The sequence below is a fragment of the Paracoccus sp. MA genome (assembly GCF_020990385.1).
In the GTDB taxonomy this organism is placed as follows: Bacteria; Pseudomonadota; Alphaproteobacteria; order Rhodobacterales; family Rhodobacteraceae; genus Paracoccus.
Map to the genome: position 1 here is coordinate 172,401 of NZ_CP087599.1, position 17,376 is coordinate 189,776.

The window sequence follows — 17,376 nt, forward strand, 5'->3', positions numbered from 1 at the left end:
GCATGGGCGCCAAGGCGGCGGGCAGCATCCCGCATTACTATCTCTATGGAGATCAGGAGGCGGATGTCGAACTGGACCTGCTTCATATCGAGCCGATCCGCGAACGCAGCGGCCCGAACGATTGGAGGATTCGTCTCCATGCCCATCCCGATCACATGCAGGTGCTGCTGGTGAAATCGGGCGGCGGCGGCATCCGCATGGAGGACCGCCAGCTGCCGATCCCCGCCCCCGGCATCCTGGTGGTGCCGGCGGGCGTCGTGCACCAGATCGACTTCGATCCCGGCACCGACGGGTTCGCGGTGACGGCGGCGCTTGGCTGCCTGCGCACGGCATCGGCCGGCGATCCGCGGCTGGCGACGGCGGCGGGCCGGCCGGCCGTCTATCCGCTGGCCGGGACCGGCCTCGACATTCCGGCGGTGATCGACACCTTCCACTGGCTGCACCGCGAATTCATCTGGTCGGCGCCGGGCCGGCGCACGGCGATCCTGGCGCAATACATGCGCATCCTGGTGGTGGTGCTGCGGCTGTCGATCGCGCATCAGGACGCCGGCACCGCCACGCCGGACCGCGACTACGACCTGCTGGTGCGCTATCGCGCGCTGCTCGAAGAACATTTCCGCAGCCAGCGTTCGCTGGGCTTCTTTGCCGGCGAGCTGGCCGTCACCCCGGCGCGGCTGAACGCGGCCTGCAAGGCGCGCAGCGGCAAGACCGCATCCGAGCTGCTTTACGAGCGCATCGTGATCGAGGCCAAGCGTTATCTGGTCTATACCGAAAGCACGGTGGCGCAGGTGGCGCATCTGACCGGCTTCGACGATCCGGCCTATTTCAACCGCTTCTTCACCCAGCGCGTCGGCATCTCGCCCGGCGCCTTCCGCAAGCAGGCCGCGCGATCCGAGGGCTGAGTCCAATCTTTCCGACGCGCGGTCCATTTCCGCGGGCCGCCGCCCGCGCCAATCTGCGCGGCAGGAGGGACCGGCATGATCCATGAATGGCGCAGCTATCGGCTGAAACCCGGCGCGGCGGGCGATTACCTGGCCCTGCTGGCCGAACGCGGCCTGCCGCTGGTGACCCGGCACCTGCCCCTGATGGGCTATTGGCTGGCCGAGACCGGGCCGCTGAACACCATCCATCACCTGTGGAGCTATGCCGACTGGGCCGAACGCGAATCCCGCCGCGCCGCGCTGGCGCAGGAGGAAGGCTGGACCAGGGGTTTCATCCCCGCCGCCTTCGCGCTGGTCGATGCGCAGCAGAACCGTTTCCTGCGGCTCGACCGCGCCTCGCCGCGCTTCCATGCGGCGCTGGCGGGACGCCTGCGCGCCCATGCCGCGCCAGCCCCCGGCGCGGCGCTTTTCGCCCCCGATTGCGCCGCGCTGGTGATCGGCGCGGAGCCGGCCGGGGCAGAGGCGCTGTGGCAGCCGGTCTCGGGCGATGCGCGCGGTCCCGTCGCGCTGATGCCGCGCAGCGCCGAGCCGGTGCCCGCAGCGCCGCAGCCGGGACGGCATGTGATCCTGCGTCCGCTGGCCTTCTCGCCGCTGTGAATTAACGCAAGGTTAATCACGGCGAAGAATCGGCATTTGCCGTTACGCCCATTCTTTGCGACCCTTGGCGCATCAGGGAAAGGGATGCGGGATGAAGACCTCGATTGCCACCGTGTCGATTTCGGGCAGCTTTACCGAGAAACTCGCCGCGATCCAGCAGGCCGGATTCGACGGGATCGAGATCTTCGAGCAGGATTTCCTCGCCTCGGACTTCACCCCGGCCGAGGTGGGCCGCATGGTCCGCGACCATGGGCTGGAGATCACCCTGTTCCAGCCCTTCCGCGATTTCGAGGGCCTGCCCGAGCCCCTGCGCAGCCGCGCCTTCGCCCGGGCGCAGCGCAAGTTCGACCTGATGGCCGAGCTGGGCACCGACCTGGTGCTCGTCTGCTCCTCGACCCATCCCGAGGCGCTTGGCGGCATCGACCGCGCCGCCGCCGATTTCCGCGAACTGGGCGAGATCGCGGCGCAGCGCGGCATCCGCCTCGGCTACGAGGCGCTGTGCTGGGGCCGGCACGTCAACGACCACCGCGACGCCTGGGAGATCGTGCGCCGCGCCGATCACCCGAATGTCGGCCTGATCCTCGACAGCTTCCACACGCTGGGCCGCAAACTGGATCCGGACAGCATCCGCCGCATTCCCGGCGACCGCATCTTCTTCGTGCAGCTGGCCGACGCGCCGCTGATCGAGATGGACCTGCTCTATTGGTCGCGGCATTTCCGCAACATGCCGGGCGAGGGCGACCTGGACGTCGCCGGCTTCACCCGCGCGGTCATGGCCACCGGCTATGACGGGCCGCTGAGCCTGGAAATCTTCAACGACCAGTTCCGCGCCGGGCTGCCGCGCCTGGTGGCCCGCGACGGCCATCGCAGCCTGGTGGCGCTGATGGACCGCGTGCGCCGGGCCGAGCCTTCGCTCTCCGTCGATCTGCCCGCCTTTCCCGCCCCCGCCCCGGTCGAGCAGGTCGAGTTCGTCGAATTCGCCACCTCGGCCGAAGATGCCGGGCCGCTGGAGACCCTGCTCACCACGGCCGGCTTCGAAAAGGCCGGCCGGCATCTCAGCAAGCAGGTGACGCTGTGGCGGCAGGGCGGCGTCAACCTGCTGGTCAATGCCGAGCCCCAGGGCTACGCCCGCAGCGCCTGGGTCACGCATGGCACCGGCGTGTCCGAAATCGGGCTGATGGTCCCCGACGCCCGCGCCGCCTTCGACCGCGCCCTGGCGCTGGGGGCCGAACCGCATGTCGCGCCCCATGCCGCGCAGGAGCTTGATATCCCCGGCATCCGCGGCGCCGGCAGCAACGTGATCCGCCTGCTGGACCGCCGGGGCGATCTGGGCCGGATCTGGGAGGTGGATTTCGCTCTCGACGTCCCCCCGCCGCCGGGCGCCGGGCTTGCCGGCGTCGATCACCTGGGCCAGACCATGGCCTATGACGAGATGCTCAGCTGGTCGCTGTTCTACACCACCCTGTTCACGGCCGAAAAGGCGCCGATGGTCGATGTGGTCGATCCCGACGGGCTGGTGCGCAGCCAGGCCATTCAGGCCGGCGGGCTGCGCATCACCCTGAACGGCGCCGAGACGCGGCGCACCCTGGCCGGGCAGTTCCTGCACGAGACCTTCGGCTCCTCGGTCCAGCACCTCGCCTTCGCCAGCGACGACATCTTCGCCACCGCGGCCGAGATGGCGGCGCGCGGCTTCCCCTTCCTGCGCATCGGGGCGAATTACTACGACGACGTCGAGGCGCGCTTCGGGCTCGATCCGGATTTCACCGCCCGGCTGCGCGCCCATCACATCATGTATGACGAGGATGCCGGCGGGCAGTTCCTGCAATTCTACTCGACCGCCCTGCCCGGCGGCTTCTTCCTGGAGATCGTGCAGCGCCGCGGCGATTACGCCGGCTATGGCGCGCCGAACGCCCCGTTCCGCATCGCCGCGCAAAAGCGCACCCTGCGGCCCAAGGGCATGCCGAAAGCCTAGCCGCCCAGTTCCGCCAGCGTGCGGCGGATGCCCTCCTCGATCGGCGTGACCGGCTGCGCGCCCAGCCAGTCCGGCACCGGGTCCGAGGCGAGATCCGCCGGAATGCGCAGCGGCGGGCCGTCGATGGCGATGCCGTCCCAGCCGCTCTGCCGGGCCAGCTCGGCGGTGAAGTCCGCCATCCCGCGCGTATCGCCGGCCATGGTCAGCACCGTCGCGCCCTGCATCGGCCGCAGCATCGCCGCGGCCAGCAGCCGCGCCACGTCATCCACATGCACGAAGCCCACCCGGCCCGAGAAGCGGATCACCGCCGGCTCGCGCCGGACCGAGGCCGCCAGCGCGATGGACGGCCCGGCCGCGATGCCGCTGCTGATCCCCGGCCCGTAGACGATATAGGGCCGCAGCCCCAGGCTGGGCAGGCCGTGATCCGCGGCATGGACCCGCGCCAGCCCCTCGACCGCCAGCTTGGTCACGCCATAGACGGTCATCGGCCGCGGCAGCGTGGCGCTGTCCGGCCCGAACACCCCGGCGGTGCTGAGCCAGGCGACCGGCACCCGCAGCCGGCGCGCCAGTTCGAAGACATGCGCCGAGCCCAGCACATTGACCCGCACCGCCCGCGCCGGGTCGGCGGCGCAATCCACCGTCATCAGCCCGGCCAGATGCACGATGCCGTCGCAGCCCTCGCCGGCCCGCGCCAGCGAATCGGCATCGGTCACATCCCCGACCTCCGCCTCGCAGCCCTCTGGCAGCACGGTGCGGCGGATCGCGGTTTCGAGGTCGAAGAGGCGCGGGACGATGTCCTGCGCCGCCAGCGCGGCCGCCACCCGCAGGCCGATGAAACCGGTGCCGCCGGTCAGAAGAATGCGGCGCGGCCGCCTTGTGTCCTGTGTCATGCTGTCTCCTCCTTTCCGTATTATATGGAATGTTATTCAATTATCAAAGTATCTTCCATTTTCATGCCGCCTGTGGCAAGTTCCGCCGCGCATCCGGGCAAGGAGGAGGGATCGCGCATGACGGCCACGGCTTTCGACGAAGAGGTCGATCTTCTGGTGATCGGCGCCGGCGCGGGCGGCATGACGGCGGCGCTGAGCGGCGCCATCGCCGGCCTGTCGGTGCTGCTTTGCGAAAAGACCGGCATGGTCGGCGGCACTACCGCCACCTCGGGCGGCACGACCTGGGTGCCGGGCACCGAGCTGAGCCACCGGGCCGGGGTGCCCGACAGCGCCGAGGACGCCGCCGCCTTCCTGCGCCATGTCGTCGGCCACCGTGGCGGCGATGCGCGGCGCGAGGCGTTTCTGGCCACCGGACCCGAGGCCATCGCCGAGCTTGAACGCCATTCCGAGGTCCGCTTCGTCGCCGCCGCCGCGCATCCCGACTATCTGGACGGTCCGGGTTCGGCCTATGGCGGGCGGGCGCTCGCGCCGGTGGAATTCGACGGCCGGCTGCTCGGGGCCGATTTCGACCGGGTGCGGCCGCCGCGCGACGTGTTCATGGGTCTGGGCGGCATGATGGTCGCGCGCGGCGAGCTGGGGGCGCTGCTCGCCCCCTTTGCCAGCGCCGGCAACCTGACGACCGCGCTGAAGATCCTGCTGCGCTATGCCCGCGACCGGCTGGGCCATCGGCGCGGCACCCGGCTGCTGATGGGCAATGCGCTGGTGGCGCGGCTGTTTTTCAGCCTGCGCCGGCGCGCGGTGCCGATCTGGTTCGACAGCCCGCTGGCCGATCTCATCCGCGACGGGCAGCCGGTGATCGGCGCGGTGATCGAGACCCCGCAGGGCCGGCGCCGCATCCGGGCGCGGCGGGGCGTGGTGCTGGCGACCGGCGGCATCGGCTGGAACCGCGCCCTGCGCGAGCGGCTGTTTCCGCCGCAGATCGCCGCCTTCTCGCAGGCGCCCGAGGGCAATAGCGGCGACGGCATCGCCCTGGCGGTCGAGCGCGCCGGCGCGGCGCTGGACGATGGCTGCGACAGCGCCGGGCTGTGGATGCCCTGCTCGCTGCTCGGCCGTCCGGACGGGTCGCAGGCAATCTGGCCGCATATCATCCTGGACCGCGCCAAGCCGGGGCTGATCGCCGTCGGCCGCGACGGCCGCCGCTTCGTGAACGAGGCCGGCAGCTATCACGATTTCTGCATGGGCATGATCCGCGCCGGCCTGTCCGAGGCCTGGCTGGTGGTCGATTCCGGTTTCATCCGCCGCTACGGGCTGGGGCTGGTCCTGCCGGGCGGGCGCGGGCTGCGCCGGCTGCTGCGGCAGGGCTATCTGCAGCGCGCAGGCAACCTTGACGCGCTGGCCGCCGCCATCGGGGTCGATGCGCAGGGGCTGGCCGAAAGCGTCCGGGCCAACAACCGTTTCGCGGAAACCGGTTCCGACGCCGATTTCGGCCGCGGCTCGACGGTGGTGAACCGTTTCAACGGCGATCCCGAGGTCAAGCCCAATCCCTGCCTGGGCCCGATCCGGCATGCGCCCTTCTATGCGCTGCGCGTGGTTCCGGTCGATCTGGCCGGCAGCGGCGGGCTCGACTGCAATGCCGAGGCGCAGGTGCTGGACCGCGAGGGCCGGCCGATCCCCGGGCTTTACGCCTGCGGCAACGACGCCGCCTCGATTTTCCGCGGCACCTATCCGGGGCCCGGCACGACCATCGGCCCGGCCATGGTCTTCGGCTGGAAAATCGCCAGGCAGCTGGCGGAGCAGGGCTGATTTTCCGCCCTTGCGGGAAAACCGCCGGTCACCGGGCCATCGGGCCGATTCCGCAAGCGACCGGCCCGGAAATCAATCCCCTGCCCGGAATCGCCGCCTCATTCCGGCCCCTCCCGGCGCTAATGAATTAACATCATGTTAACGCAAAGCGTCAAACGGTCTTTGACGTTATTCACCTGTTTTGCGACCTTTTGCCACAGACCGCGCAATCAGAGGAGCTGGCGTGGTCAGCTTCAGGGAGGTTACCCATGACCGCTTCACCGGCCATCGCGCCCAAGGGCAGGCATCAATCCGGCAAGGCTGCGGCCAGCGGCTGGATCGGCTCTGCGCTGGAATATTACGACTTCTTCATCTACGCCACCGCCGCCTCGCTGGTGTTTCCGCAGATCTTCTTCCCGTCGGAAAACCCGCGCGTCGCCATCGTCGCCTCGCTGGCGACCTATGGCGTGGGCTATGTCGCCCGGCCGATCGGCGCCTTCGTGCTGGGCCATTGGGGCGACACCCATGGCCGCAAGAACGTGCTGATCCTGTGCATGTTCCTGATGGGCATCTCGACCCTGCTGGTCGGCCTTCTGCCGACCTATCAGCAGGTCGGCATCCTGGCCCCGATCCTTCTGGTGATCCTGCGGCTGGTGCAGGGCTTCGCCGTGGCGGGCGAGATCTCGGGCGCCAGCTCGATGATCATGGAACACGCGCCCTTCGGCCGGCGCGGCTTTTTCGCCAGCTTCACGCTGCAGGGCGTGCAGGCCGGCCAGATCCTGGCCGCCGCCGTCTTCCTGCCGCTGGCGCATTACATGCCCGACGAGGCTTTCAACAGCTGGGGCTGGCGCATCCCGTTCCTGCTGAGCTTCGTCGTCATCATCGCCGGCTGGATCATCCGCCGCGAGGTCGAGGAAACCCCCGCCTTCCGCCAGGAAGAGGCCGAGCACGCCACCCCGCGCTCGCCCGTCGTCGAGGCGATCCGCACCACCTGGCCGGACATGATCCGGGTGATCTGCATGGCGCTGATGAACACCATCCCGGTCGTCGCCACCGTCTTCGGCGCCGCCTATGCCGTGCAGGCCGCCTATGGCATCGGCTTCCACAAGGACGTCTATCTGTGGATCCCGGTCCTGGGCAATATCGTCGCCTGCCTGGTGATCCCGCTGGTCGGCAACCTGTCGGACCGCATCGGCCGCCGCCCGCCGATCATCGTCGGCGCGCTGGGATCGGGCCTCTTGGCCTTCGGCTATCTCTACGCCATCTCGATCCATTCGGTGCCGCTGGCGATCCTGATGTCGCTTCTGATGTGGGGCGTGGTCTATCAGGGCTATAACGCGGTCTTCCCCAGCTTCTACCCCGAGCTGTTCCCGACCCGGACCCGCGTGTCCTCGATGGCGATCTCGCAGAATATCGGCACCACGATCACCGCGCTGCTGCCGGCGCTCTTCGCCACCGTCGCCCCTCCGGGCGCGACCAATGTGCCGCTGATGGTGGGTTCGATCACCTTCGCCATCTGCTGCATCGCCGCCGCCGCGGCCTGGTCGGCGCGCGAGACCTACCGGGTCCGCATCGAGGACCTGGGCAAGCCGAATGCCGCGCCGGTGCCCAAGGCGGAATACGACCACCTGCGGACCGAGGCCGCCGCCAGCCGCTGAACCCCACCGCAAGGCCCCGGTCCATCCGGGGCCTTCCCCCCGAGCAGGAAAGGCAAGGCATCATGATCCGCGGAACCACCAGACTGATCGCGCATCTGGGCTATCCGACCACGACCTTCAAATCGCCGATGATCTACAACCCGTGGTTCCAGCGGCGCGGCATCGATGCCGTGGTGGTGCCGATGGGCTGCAAGCCCGAGGATTACCCCGATTTCCTGCGCCTGCTGTTCCGGCTGTCGAACATCCACGGCGCGCTGGTCACCATGCCGCACAAGGTCAGCACCCTGGCGCTGGCCGACCGCGTCTCGGTCACCGCCCGCATCGCCGGCGCGGCGAACGGGCTGCGGCTGGCCGGGGACGGCGCGCTCGAGGCCGACATGTTCGACGGCGAGGGCTTCGTGCGCGGCGTGCTGGCCAAGGGCCAGGAGCTGCAGGGCCGCTCGGCGCTGGTCGTCGGCTGCGGCGGCGTCGGCTCGGCCATCGCCGCCTCGCTGGCCCGGGCGGGCGTGGCGCGGCTGGCGCTCTACGACCCGGCGGCCGCCAATGCCGAGGCGCTGGCCGGCCGCATCGCCGCCGCCTATCCCGGCATCGCGCTTGAGACCGGCGCGAACGACCCGGCGGGCTTCGACCTGGCGGTGAACGCCTCGCCCTTGGGCATGACCGAGGGCGACCCGCTGCCCATGGATCCCGAACGCCTCGACCCCGCCACCTTCGTCGGCGAGGTGGTGCTGAAATCCGAGATCACGCCCCTGCTTGCCGCCGCCCGCGCCCGCGGCTGCCGCTATCAGGTCGGCACCGACATGCTGTTCGAGCAGATCCCGGCCTATCTGGAGTTCTTCGGCTTCCCCAAGCCCAGCGTCGCGGAACTGCGCGAAAGCGCCGCGATCAGCTATTGACCGGCGGCGGTGCGAGGCCGGGCATCGATGCCCGTGCCCCGCGCCGCCCATGGCCGGCTGGTTTCGTCCCGGCGGGGGGACCGGCCTTGTCCGCCCGGTCTGGTCGAGGCGGACGCGCTGCGCATCCGCGCGGATCGACGAGGCTGCCGGTCTAGGCGCCGGCGGCCTCGGCAAAGGCCCGCGCCTCGGCCGGGGCGGTGCCGAGCCCGCCGGCGGCGGAAAGGTCCAGATCCGGGAAGTCGCGGGCGACCAGCGCCGGCAGCGGCTGGCCGCCGGATTGCGCCTCGGCGCAGAGCGCCTTGATCCTGGCCTGCGCCTCGGGGCGCGGCATGTGGCGGGCCAGGGCGAAGGTGAAGGCCTCGGCATGGATCAGCCCGCTGCCGTCGTCGAGCCCGCGCGCCATGGCCTGCGCATCGGGTGCGATCCGCCCCGACAGGTCCAGCGCCAGCGCCAGCGCCCGGCCGGTCGAGATGCAGAGCTGCGGCAGGGTCAGCCATTCCACGAACCAGGCCGCGCCGTCGCGCTGCTGGCGGTGGATGCCGGCGCCCTGCAGCGCCGAGGCCAGCGCCGCCGCCTGCCGCGCCAGCGCCACCAGCACCGAGGGGCCGACCGGATTCTGCTTTTGCGGCATGGTGGAGGAACCGCCGGCGCCGGAGATGCGGATTTCGCCGATGCCGCTTTGCGCCATCAGGATCAGGTCCTCGCCCATCTTGCCCAGGCTGGCGCAAAGCCCCGCCATCCAGGCGGCGAAATTGCCGATGCGGTCGCGTTCGGCATGCCAGCCGTGGCCGGGATCGTGCAGGCCGAGCGCCTCGGCCAGGCCGGCGCGCACGGCGGGGCCCTCGGCCCCCATGGCCGAGAGCGTGCCCGCCGCCCCGCCCAGCGAGACGGTGGCCAGCTCCGGCGCCAGCGCCTGAAGCCGCGCGCGGTGGCGCAGCAGCGGATGGCCCCAGCCGGCGATCACGGCGCCGAAGCCGGTCGGCGTCGCCGCCTGCCCGTAGGTCCGCGCCGCCATCGGCAGATCGGCATGCTCGCGGGCCAGCCGGCCGAGCGCGGTGGCCAGCCGGCCGAGCCTGTCGTCCCAGATCCCCGTCAGCCGGCGCAGCCGCAGCGCCTGGCCGGTTTCCATGATGTCCTGGCTGGTCGCCCCCCAATGCAGGTATTGCGCATGATCAGGCGCCTCCATGGCCTTGCGGAAGGCCGCGACCAGCGCCGGGACCGGCACGCCGTTTGTCGCCGTCTCGGGGCCGAGCGCGGCGGGGTCGATCTGCACCTCGCGCGCGGCGCGCTCGATGAAGGCGCCGGCGGTGTCGGGGATCAGGCCCAGCCGGGCCTGCACGCGGGCCAGCGCGCCCTCGACCAGCAGCATGGCGCGGATCTCGGCGCTGTCGGCGAAGAGCGCGGCGGTCTCGTCATCCGAGAAGAGGCTGCGATAAAGGGCGCTGTCGGCGGCTGCGGCGGGCATCGGTCGGTCCTTTTGCAATGACAGGACCGGGGGGCCGTCTGCCCCCCGGACCCCCCGAGGATATTTGGACAAGAAAGAAGATGCGAGAGGCCGGCGGCAGGGGTCAGGCGGCGGGGGAGCGCAGGCCGAGGATCTGCCGGGCCTGCCGCCAGGTCGCCACCGGGCGGCGGTATTTCTCGCAAAGCGCCACGGCGCGTTTCACCAGCGCGGCGTTCGAGGGGGCGAGCCTGTCGCGGTCGAGGCGGACATTGTCCTCGAGCCCGGTGCGGGCATGGCCGCCGGCAGAGATCGCCCAGTCGTTCAGCACGATCTGGTTCGGCCCGATGCCCGCCGCGCACCAGGGCGCATCGGCGCCGAAAAGGCGCTTCACCGTATGGACGTAATAGTCGAAGACCTCGCGGTCGGCGGGCATGGCGTTTTTCACCCCCATGACGAATTGCACATAGGGCCGGTCCTTGATCTGGCCCGCCTGCCACATCTGATGCGCCTTGAGGATATGGCTGAGGTCGAAAGCCTCGATTTCCGGTTTGATATCGTATTTCGCCATCTCGGCGGCCAGCCAGTCCACCAGGTCCGGCGGGTTCTCGTAGACCCGCGTCGGGAAATTGTTCGAGCCGACCGAGAGCGAGGCCATGTCGGGGGCCAGCGGCAGCATGCCGCCGCGTGCGCGACCCGCCCCCGAGCGGCCGCCGGTCGAGAGCTGGACGATCATGCCGGGGCAATGCGTCTCGATCCCTTCCTTGAGCCGGGCGAAGCGTTCGGGGTCGGAACTCGGCCGGCCCTCGCCGTCGCGGACGTGGCAATGGGCGATGGTCGCGCCGGCCTCGAAGGCTTCCTGCGTCGATTCGACCTGCTCCTCGATGGTGATCGGCACCGCCGGGTTGTTGTCCTTGGTCGGCAGCGAGCCGGTGATGGCGACGCAGATGATGCAGGGGGTTGCGGTCATGGCCTTGCCCTCAGATGTCGAAGAAGACGGTTTCGTTCTCGCCCTGCAGCTTGAAGTCGAAGCCGTATTCGCCCGGTCCGGTCCGCTTCGCCATGAGCGTCTGGATGCGGGCCTTGTGCTCGATCCGGGCGAGGACCGGGCATTCGGCATTGGCCGCCTCCTCGTCCTCGAAGCAGATACGCGTCTGGAGCCCGAGATTGATGCCCCGCGCCACCAGCCAGACATTGATATGCGGCGCCATCAGCCGGCCGTCCGGGAAGGGCACGCGGCCGGGCTTGACGGTTTCCAGCCGCCAGATGCCGGTGTCGAAATCCGCCGCGACCCGGGCCCAGCCGGTGACGTTCGGATCGGCGGCGCCGCGCGGGTCGTTGCCGGGATAGATGCCATCCGCATCGGCCTGCCAGGTTTCGAAAAGCGCATCGCGCAGGACCATGCCGGCGCCGTCGATGACGCGGCCGGTGATGATGATGCGCTCGCCCCGCGCGCCCTCGCGGATCGGCGAGAGGCCCAGGTCCTGCGGATAGATGCCGGGATTGCCGAGCGCGTTCGGGGTCAGGCCGATATGGACATAGGGGCCGGCGGTCTGCGAGGGGGTTTCCTTGAGATAGTCCAGTCCCTGCATCACATCCCCTCCTTGCGGTTTTCGAAGAACGACTGGCGGCGGCCGCGCAGCACGATGTCGAACTTGTAGGCCAGGCAGTCCATCGGGATCGCCCGGTTCATGTCCAGGGGCGCTACCAGCGCCTGGATGGCGCGGTCCTGGCCGATGGTGTTGACGATCGGGCATTTCGCGATCAGCGGGTCGCCCTCGAAATACATCTGGGTGATCAGGCGCTGGCCGAAGCCGGTGCCGAAGACCGAGATGTGGATATGCATCGGCCGCCAGTTGTTGACATGGTTCGGCCAGGGATAGGCGCCCGGGCGGATGGTCAGGAATTCGTAGCTTCCGTCCGGCCCGGTCAGCGTGCGCCCGCAGCCGCCGAAATTCGGGTCGAGCGGCGCCAGGTAGCCGTCCTTCTTGTGGCGGTAGCGGCCGCCGGCATTGGCCTGCCAGATCTCGACCAGCACGTTCGGCACGCCGCGGCCGGTCTCGTCCAGCACCCGGCCGTGCATGATGATGCGCTCGCCGATGGCGGGCTGGCCGGTGAAGTTCATCACCAGGTTGTTGTCCAGCTCGCCCAGCATGTCATGGCCGAAGGCGGGGCCGGTTTCCTCGGACAGGGTCGAGCCGAGCGCCACCAGCGCGCGATGCGGGGCGCGGGTCATCGAGGTCTTGTAGCCCGGCGTATAGGCCGGCGGGTGCCAGTCGCGGTCGCGGAAGAACAGCGGGCCGCGGTCGGTTGCATTGCTGAGGGTCATCGCTTGGCCGCCTCCATCTCGGCAAAGGTCTCCTTGGCGATCTTGATCGCGTGGTTGGCGCGCGGGACGCCGGCATAGATGGCGACATGCAGCAGCGCCTCGATCACGTCGCCGGGCGTGGCGCCGGTGTTGGCGGTGGCGCGGATATGCAGGGCCAGTTCGTGGTCGTTGCCCAGCCCCGCCAGCAGCGCGATGGTCAGCATCGAGCGCTCGCGCAGGCTGATGGTGTCGCGCGACCAGACCGCGCCCCAGGCGGATTCGGTGATCAGCCTCTGGAAGGGCTCGTCGAAATCGGTCTTGGCGGCCTCGGCGCGGGCGACATGGGCATCGCCCAGCACCCGGCGCCGGGTGGTCATGCCCTGGTCGTAGCGGTTGGTCATCGGAGATGGTCCTGAAGGAAGGGGGCCAGCAGCGCGGCCCAGGCGGCGGGGGTTTCGACGCAGGGCAGATGGCCGGCGCCGGGAATGACATGGAAATCCGCGCCGGGGATCAGATCGGCGGTGCCGCGCACCAGATCCGGCGGCGAGGAGCCGTCCTGGTCCCCGGCGATCACCAGCACCGGCATGCGCAGGCCGGCCGTGCCCTCGGTCAGGTCGGCGGCGGCGATGGCCTCGCAGGCGGCGATATAGCCCTGCGCGTCGCAGCGGGCCAGCATGTTGCGCCAGGGATGCAGCGCCGGCGTGGCGCGGAAGGGGGGTGCGAACCAGCGCTCCAGCACCGCATCGGCGATGCTGGCGACGCCGCCGGCGCGGATGGCGGCGATGCGGGCGGCCCAGATCTCGGGCGCGCCCATGCGGGGCGCGGTGTTCGACAGCACCAGCGCGCGCAGCAGTTCGGGCCGGCGCGCGGCCAGCGCCTGGCCGATCATGCCGCCGATGGACAGGCCGACGAAGACCGCCGGTCCGCCGGTGGCCTCGATCAGCGCCGCGGCGTCCTCGGCCAGATCGGCGATCGAGACGGGGCCGCCGGAATCGGACAGGCCGTGGCCGGGCTTGTCGTAGCGAATGGCGCGGATGCCCGGCAGAAGCGGCAGCACCGCGTCCCAAAGCCGCAGGTCGGTGCCCAGGGAATTGGCGAAAACCACCGGCAACCCGTCCTCGGGCCCGTCGATCCGGTAATGCATCGCCCCCCAGGGTCGCATCAGAACTTGCATGGCAACTCCTCTCTCACCCATAATCTGCCACAGCCTGTTCCGGGCGAAAAATGCTAAATGAGCGATCATGTATAATCATTCAATTATGCATCCGGCGATCAAGCTGCGCCATATCCGCGCCTTTCTGGACATCGCGGCCGAGGGCGGGCTGTCCGCCGTCGCCCGCCGGCAAGGCATCACCCAGCCGGCGCTGTCGCGCACCCTGGCCGAGCTGGAGACGCTGCTGGGGCAGCGGCTGTTCCTGCGCCAGGGGCGGCGGCTGGTGCTGACCGAACAGGGCGCGCTGTTTCGCCACCACGCCGCCCATGCCCTGCAGGCGCTGGAGGCGGGCGCGGCGGCGTTGCGGCCGGGGACCAGCGGCACGATCCGGGTGGGCGTGCTGCCCACGGTGGCGACGCGGTTCTTTCCGCAGGTGGTGCTGCGGCTGCGGCAGATCCTGCCCGACGTGATGCTGGCGGTCGAGACCGGGCCGCATCACTACCTGATCCGCATGCTGCGCGCCGGCAGCATCGACCTGATGATCGGCCGCCTGCCCAGCCCCTCGGAAATGGCGGGGCTGAGCTTCGATCACCTTTACGAGGAGGATGTCGTGCTGGTGGCGCGCGCCGGCCATCCCGCAGCCGGCCGGCCGGCCGCCGAGGCGCTGCGCGAGGCGCCGCTGATCCTGCCGCCGGCGACGGCGCTGATCCGCGCCTCGGTCGATGCCTATCTGGTCTCGCTGGGGCTGGCCAGCGTCCGGCCGCTGGTCGAGACGGTGTCGCTGGCGCTGGGGCGGGGGATCTGCCTGGCCTCGGACAGCCTGTGGTTCATCTCACGCGGGGTGGTGCTGGACGAGGTCGAGCGCGGCCTGCTGGTCGAGTTCCCCACCGGGGCAAGGTTCCTCTCCGGCGCGGTCGGCATGACCCGCCGGCAGGCCGCCGCGACGCCGGGCCTTGCCACGCTGGAACAGGTGGCGCGCCAGATCGCCGGCCGGGCGGCGGGCGGCTGACGGCCCGATTGGTGCCAGCGGTCAGGCCACGGTCATGAAGGGCCGGCGATAGGCGCTTGGCGTCGTGCCGCGCAAAAGCCGGAACCGGCGCGAGAAATGCGCCGGGTCGTGAAAGCCCAGCCGATAGCCGATCTCGGCCACCGGCAGCTGGGTAAAGGCCAGCAGGCGGCAGGCCTCGGCCATCACCAGCCCCTCGATATGGCGCGAGGCGCTGACCCCCGCCGCCTCGCGGCACAGCCGGTTCAGATGGCCGGGCGTGATCGCCAGCGCGCGGGCATAGTCGCCGGGCCGCCAGCCCTCGGCCATATGCGCCGCGACCAGCGCCGCCAGCCGCTGCAGCCGCTGCGGGCTGCCGCCGACCGTCTCGGCCGAGGCCGCGCGGTCGAGCTCGCAAAGCGCGGTCAGAAGGGCATGCGACAGCGCCGCCAGCAGCGGCCCGCGATAGGCGCCATGACCGGCGAAGGCGTCGGAGAGCTGGCCGATCAGCGCCAGCAGCCCCTCGTCCAGCGCACCGAAGAACGGGCGCGACAGGTGCCGGCCGATCTCGGCCGAGGCGGCCTGCAAGCCGGCGGCGACGCTCAGCGGAAAGGACAGCACCATGCCCTCGCTGCCCTTGCGGAAGCGGAAACCATGCACGACCAGCGCCGGCACGAACAGGAATTGCCCGTCATGCAGACGTGCGACATCGCCGTCCAGCATCACCTGCGCCTCGCCCTGCCGCATGGCGAAGACCTGCATCATCTCGCGATGGCGATGCGGCGAGATCGCCCAGTCGTGCAGACGCGCCCGGTCCCAGATCCGCTCGCAATGGATCACGTCCGGGAAGGCGGCGGTCTCGCCGAACAGGTTGAAGACCGGGATGGGGCCGGGCGCGCTCATGCACGATTCATACAAGTCTTTGCCGTCCGCGTCCATTCATCGCCGCCCGCCCGCCGCCTATGCTGCAGGTCAGGGAAACAAGCGGACATCGTCATGGACACTCAGGTCGTCATCATCGGCGGCGGGCCTTCGGGGCTGCTGCTCTCGCAGCTTCTGAACCGCGCCGGCATCGCCACGGTCATCCTGGAACGCGCCAGCCGCGAGCATGTGCTGTCACGCATCCGCGCCGGCATCCTGGAATGGGGCAGCGTCGAACTGCTGCGCGAGGCCGGGGTCGGCGCCCGCATGGATGCCGAGGGCATCCCGCATGACGGCGCCTGGTTCACCGATGCCGACCTGATGGTGCATGTCGATTTCAAGGCGCTGACCGGCAGGCAGGTCATGGTCTATGGCCAGACCGAGGTCACGCATGACCTCTACGACGCGCAGGACGCCATGGGCACGACCATCCTGCACGGCGTCGAGGATGTGCGCATCCTCGACCTCGACGGGCCGCAGGCGGCGGTGGAATACACGCAGGGCGGCCGGCGCCACCGCCTGAGCTGCGCCTATGTCGCGGGCTGCGACGGCTTTCACGGCGTCTCGCGCAGGACCATCCCCGAGGATCGGCGCCGCGAATTCGAGCGGGTCTATCCCTTCGGCTGGCTGGGCATCCTGTCGCGCACGCCGCCGGTCGCCGACGAGCTGATCTATGCCAATTCGCCGCATGGCTTCGCGCTGGCCTCGATGCGCAACCACAATCTCGTGCGCTATTACGTGCAGGTGCCGCTGAGCGACCGGGTCGAGGACTGGCCCGACGACCGCTTCTGGGCCGCGTTCCGCCGCCGCATCCCCGCCCAGGCCGCGGCGCGGCTGGTCACCGGCCCCTCGATCGAGAAATCCGTCGCGCCGCTGCGCAGCTTCGTCTCGGAACCGCTGCGCTGGGGCCGGCTGTTCCTGGTGGGCGATGCCGCGCATATCGTGCCGCCGACCGGGGCCAAGGGGCTGAACCTGGCGGTGTCGGACGTGTTCTACCTGCATCAGGCGCTGATTGCGGCGCTGAAGCAGGGCGATCAGGCAGGGCTCGACGCCTATTCCGACCGCGCGCTGGCGCGGATCTGGAAGGCCATGCGCTTCAGCTGGCAGATGACCATGATGCTGCACCGTTTCGACGGCGAGGACGGCTTCGCCGCGCAGATGCGCCGCGCCACCCTGGCGCATCTGGCGGAATCCGACACCGCGCGCCGCGAACTGGCCGAAAACTACGTCGGCCTGCCCTATTGAGCTGGCCGCCGGGCCGGGAAGGCGCAGCGCGATGAACAGCGCCGCGAAGTCGCAATCCTCGCGGAAGGCGGGATAAAGGATCGCGCCCGACATGATGGCCGCGCCGCTCGAACATCAGCGCGGTGCGCATCCAGTCGTGGTCGCGCAGGAACAGGTTGCGGCGTTCGAAGATCGGCAGATGCGGCAGCAGCGGGGCGCCGCCCGCGACCACCCGGACCGGGTTGCCGCAGGCATGGCTGTCGATGCAGAAGAAGCGGTGGCGCAGGGAACGTCCTCGTGAAGGGGTTGGCGGTTGCTCGATTCCGGCCCGCCGCTCCCGAATCGCCAGCGTGGCCTTGGCGGCGGCAGTCTTTTCGGATCGAGGAAGGCGCGATAGATGCGGGTCGGTTCGAAATCCACCGCGGGCCGGGCGAAGGGCGGGAGAGCCCGAATTCCTCGGCCGGTTCCTGCTCGTCGATCATGGCCCCGGGCGCGATCTCCATGGCCAGGATGCGGCGGCGCAACGCATCCGCACACCCTTGCGATCGGTCGTCGCGGCCGCAGGCTTCTGCGCCGTCATGGACGGATCTTCCCGATCATCTGCAGCC

General features: G+C 70.1%; 16 protein-coding genes and 1 pseudogene. 8 read left to right on the top strand and 9 right to left on the bottom strand.

The window, feature by feature from the left end; genetic code table 11:
* The first annotated feature begins 2 nt into the window (after positions 1–2).
* From LOS78_RS19795 to LOS78_RS19805, 3 genes are all read left to right on the top strand, one after another.
* Positions 3–902: a helix-turn-helix domain-containing protein gene (locus LOS78_RS19795; RefSeq protein ID WP_230378865.1), complete on the top strand. Its 900-nt coding sequence runs from the start codon at positions 3–5 to the stop codon at positions 900–902.
* A 75-nt stretch (positions 903–977) separates the two neighbouring features.
* Complete coding sequence (locus tag LOS78_RS19800; protein WP_230378866.1) at positions 978–1,538, top strand: NIPSNAP family protein; 561 nt, start codon at positions 978–980, stop codon at positions 1,536–1,538.
* A gap of 91 nt (positions 1,539–1,629) precedes the next feature.
* Positions 1,630–3,510, top strand: coding sequence for a bifunctional sugar phosphate isomerase/epimerase/4-hydroxyphenylpyruvate dioxygenase family protein (locus tag LOS78_RS19805; protein WP_230378867.1), 1,881 nt, complete (start codon positions 1,630–1,632; stop codon positions 3,508–3,510).
* Here the strand turns inward: LOS78_RS19805 and LOS78_RS19810 are convergent.
* Positions 3,507–4,400 carry an NAD(P)-dependent oxidoreductase gene (locus tag LOS78_RS19810; RefSeq protein ID WP_230378868.1) on the bottom strand — a complete coding sequence of 298 codons (894 nt, stop codon included), beginning with the start codon at positions 4,398–4,400 and terminating at the stop codon, positions 3,507–3,509. The genes LOS78_RS19805 and LOS78_RS19810 overlap by 4 nt on opposite strands.
* 117 nt (positions 4,401–4,517) lie before the next feature.
* Here LOS78_RS19810 and LOS78_RS19815 point away from each other — a divergent pair, with 117 nt between their 5' ends.
* The 3 genes from LOS78_RS19815 (at position 4,518) to LOS78_RS19825 (ending at position 8,736) form a co-directional block, all read left to right on the top strand.
* A complete protein-coding gene (locus LOS78_RS19815; protein ID WP_230378869.1) occupies positions 4,518–6,203 on the top strand; it encodes an FAD-binding protein in 1,686 nt (561 codons plus the stop codon).
* Between the two features lie 248 nt (positions 6,204–6,451).
* Positions 6,452–7,840: an MFS transporter gene (locus LOS78_RS19820; protein ID WP_230378870.1), complete on the top strand. Its 1,389-nt coding sequence runs from the start codon at positions 6,452–6,454 to the stop codon at positions 7,838–7,840.
* 62 nt (positions 7,841–7,902) lie between these two features.
* Positions 7,903–8,736, top strand: coding sequence for a shikimate dehydrogenase (locus LOS78_RS19825; RefSeq protein WP_028713075.1), 834 nt, complete (start codon positions 7,903–7,905; stop codon positions 8,734–8,736).
* A 151-nt stretch (positions 8,737–8,887) separates the two neighbouring features.
* Here the strand turns inward: LOS78_RS19825 and LOS78_RS19830 are convergent, their stop codons facing one another.
* From LOS78_RS19830 to pcaD, 6 genes are all read right to left on the bottom strand, one after another.
* The gene (locus LOS78_RS19830) at positions 8,888–10,201 is read right to left on the bottom strand and encodes a lyase family protein (protein WP_230378871.1); all 1,314 of its coding nucleotides are present in this window, start codon (positions 10,199–10,201) and stop codon (positions 8,888–8,890) included.
* Positions 10,202–10,304: 103 nt separating this feature from the next.
* A complete protein-coding gene (locus tag LOS78_RS19835; protein ID WP_230378872.1) occupies positions 10,305–11,147 on the bottom strand; it encodes a 3-keto-5-aminohexanoate cleavage protein in 843 nt (280 codons plus the stop codon).
* A gap of 10 nt (positions 11,148–11,157) precedes the next feature.
* Entirely contained in the window at positions 11,158–11,772 is a 615-nt protein-coding gene (pcaG, locus tag LOS78_RS19840; protein ID WP_024845855.1) for a protocatechuate 3,4-dioxygenase subunit alpha, read from the bottom strand.
* Positions 11,769–12,506: a protocatechuate 3,4-dioxygenase subunit beta gene (gene pcaH / locus LOS78_RS19845; protein ID WP_028713079.1), complete on the bottom strand. Its 738-nt coding sequence runs from the start codon at positions 12,504–12,506 to the stop codon at positions 11,769–11,771. The genes pcaG and pcaH overlap by 4 nt, the downstream gene beginning before the upstream one ends.
* Positions 12,503–12,886, bottom strand: a complete 384-nt coding sequence (gene pcaC, locus LOS78_RS19850; protein WP_230378873.1) for a 4-carboxymuconolactone decarboxylase — start codon at positions 12,884–12,886, stop codon at positions 12,503–12,505. The genes pcaH and pcaC overlap by 4 nt, the downstream gene beginning before the upstream one ends.
* A complete protein-coding gene (gene pcaD, locus LOS78_RS19855) occupies positions 12,883–13,659 on the bottom strand; it encodes a 3-oxoadipate enol-lactonase (protein ID WP_230378874.1) in 777 nt (258 codons plus the stop codon). The genes pcaC and pcaD overlap by 4 nt, the downstream gene beginning before the upstream one ends.
* A 67-nt stretch (positions 13,660–13,726) precedes the next feature.
* Between pcaD and LOS78_RS19860 the strand changes: the two genes are divergently transcribed.
* Positions 13,727–14,647 carry a LysR substrate-binding domain-containing protein gene (locus tag LOS78_RS19860; RefSeq protein WP_230378875.1) on the top strand — a complete coding sequence of 307 codons (921 nt, stop codon included), beginning with the start codon at positions 13,727–13,729 and terminating at the stop codon, positions 14,645–14,647.
* 21 nt (positions 14,648–14,668) lie between these two features.
* Here the strand turns inward: LOS78_RS19860 and LOS78_RS19865 are convergent, their stop codons facing one another.
* Entirely contained in the window at positions 14,669–15,526 is an 858-nt protein-coding gene (locus LOS78_RS19865; protein WP_230378876.1) for a helix-turn-helix domain-containing protein, read from the bottom strand.
* 93 nt (positions 15,527–15,619) lie between these two features.
* On the opposite strand from LOS78_RS19865, the gene pobA reads away from it, so the two are divergent.
* Positions 15,620–16,789 carry a 4-hydroxybenzoate 3-monooxygenase gene (gene pobA, locus LOS78_RS19870; protein WP_230378877.1) on the top strand — a complete coding sequence of 390 codons (1,170 nt, stop codon included), beginning with the start codon at positions 15,620–15,622 and terminating at the stop codon, positions 16,787–16,789.
* Here the strand turns inward: pobA and LOS78_RS19875 are convergent.
* A pseudogene (locus tag LOS78_RS19875) lies at positions 16,781–17,054 on the bottom strand (proline racemase family protein); the annotation flags it as partial. The gene pobA and the pseudogene LOS78_RS19875 sit on opposite strands and share 9 nt — an antisense overlap.
* Positions 17,055–17,376 lie beyond the last annotated feature (322 nt).